Raw genomic sequence first — 1,877 nt, 5'->3', positions numbered from 1 at the left:
AGCGTCTCGCCGGCCTTGACCTCCTGCCCCTCGGTCACCGCGATCGAGACCACGAGGCCGGGCATCGGGCAGAGCAGCTTCTTGCCGGTGTCTGAGGCCGAGACCACCGGCATCAGCCGCGCGGAAGTCGCTTCCGCTTCGGTCCAGACATAGACCGGCACCTCGACGCCATGGTGCGCGAGGCGGATGCCGTTCGCAATGGGACGCGTCTGCACCGCGATGAAGTGGCCGTCGATGGTGCCCTGCCAGACCGGATCGCCCGGCTTCCACGGCGACTGCAACAGATGGGCATTGCCGGCCTTGCCCTCGGTATCGACGAAGCGCACCGCGATGGCGTCGCCCTCGCGGCCGACCTCGAGCAGGATCTCGTCGCGGTCGAGCCAGACGGCGCGGCGCCGCTCGCGCTGCACGACGCGGCCGCCGAGCTGGCCCGAGATCTGCCGCTTGCGCTCCCCTAGCACGTGATCGATGGCGGCGCCGACCGCGGCAATGCGCCGCGCGACCTCGCCCTCCGGCACCCGCACGGCAAAGCCCTTCGGGAACTCCTCCGCGATGAAGCCGGTCGAGAGCCGGCCCTCGCGCCAGCGCGGATGGTGCATCAAGGCCGACAGGAACGGGATGTTGTGGCGGATGCCGTCGACATAGAAGGCGTCGAGCGCGGTCGCCTGCGCCTCGATCGCGGCGGCGCGCGAGGGCGCATGGGTGACGAGTTTTGCGATCATCGGATCGTAGTGGATCGAGATCTCGCCGCCCTCCTGCACGCCGGTGTCGTTGCGCACGGTGATACCGTCCCTGCTGGCTTCCGCCGGCGGGCGGTATTTCACCAGGCGCCCGATCGAGGGCAGGAAGTTGCGGAACGGRTCTTCGGCGTAGAGCCGCGACTCCACCGCCCAGCCCGTCAGCGTGACGTCCTTCTGCGCGATGGTGAGCTTCTCGCCGGCGGCGACGCGGATCATCTGCTCGACGAGGTCGATGCCGGTGACGAGCTCGGTCACGGGATGCTCGACCTGGAGGCGCGTGTTCATCTCCAGGAAGTAGAAGCTCTTGTCCTGGCCGGCGACGAACTCGACGGTGCCGGCGGAGTCGTAGTTCACGGCTTTCGCGAGCGCGACCGCCTGCTCGCCCATCTTGCGGCGCGTGGCCTCATCGAGCAGCGGCGACGGCGCCTCCTCGATGACCTTCTGGTTGCGGCGCTGGATCGAGCATTCGCGCTCGCCGAGATAGATCACGTTGCCGTGCTTGTCGCCCAGCACCTGGATCTCGATGTGGCGGGGATCGACGATGAATTTCTCGACGAAGACGCGGTCGTCGCCGAACGAAGCCTTGGCCTCGGCCTTGGCGAGGTTGAACCCTTCCGCGACCGCGGCCTTGGAGTGCGCGATGCGCATGCCCTTGCCGCCGCCGCCGGCGGAGGCCTTGATCATCACGGGATAGCCGATCTCGTCGGCGATCCGCACTGCATGCCTGTCGTCCTCGATGACGCCGAGATAGCCCGGCACCGTCGAGACCTTGGCCTTGGCGGCCGCCTTCTTGGACTCGATCTTGTCGCCCATCGCCGCGATGGCGCCCGGGTTGGGCCCGATGAAGACGATGCCGGCCGCCTCCAGCGCGCGCGGAAACGCCTCGCGCTCGGACAGGAAGCCGTAGCCGGGGTGCACCGCTTCCGCGCCGGTCCTGCGGCAGGCGTCCACGATCTTCTCGATCACCAGATAGCTCTCGGCCGCCGCCGGCGGACCGATCAGCACCGCCTCGTCGGCCATCTCGACATGGAGGGCGTCGCGATCGGCCTCGGAATAAACCGCAACCGTCTGAATTCCCATCCGGCGGGCAGTCTTGATGACCCGGCAGGCGATTTCGCCGCGATTGGCAATCAGGAT

The 1,877-nt window shown here is 68.2% G+C and carries 1 protein-coding gene; it reads right to left on the bottom strand.

The window, feature by feature from the left end; translation table 11 throughout:
- A partial coding sequence (locus AXW67_RS12075) for an acetyl-CoA carboxylase biotin carboxylase subunit (protein ID WP_063678062.1) occupies window positions 1-1,877 on the bottom strand: 1,877 nt, incomplete at both ends.

It is taken from the genome of Bradyrhizobium neotropicale, from assembly GCF_001641695.1.
GTDB lineage: Bacteria > Pseudomonadota > Alphaproteobacteria > Rhizobiales > Xanthobacteraceae > Bradyrhizobium > Bradyrhizobium neotropicale.
The sequence above is the reverse complement of the archived record's forward strand: the minus strand, read 5'-3'. Positions and strand labels throughout refer to the sequence as shown.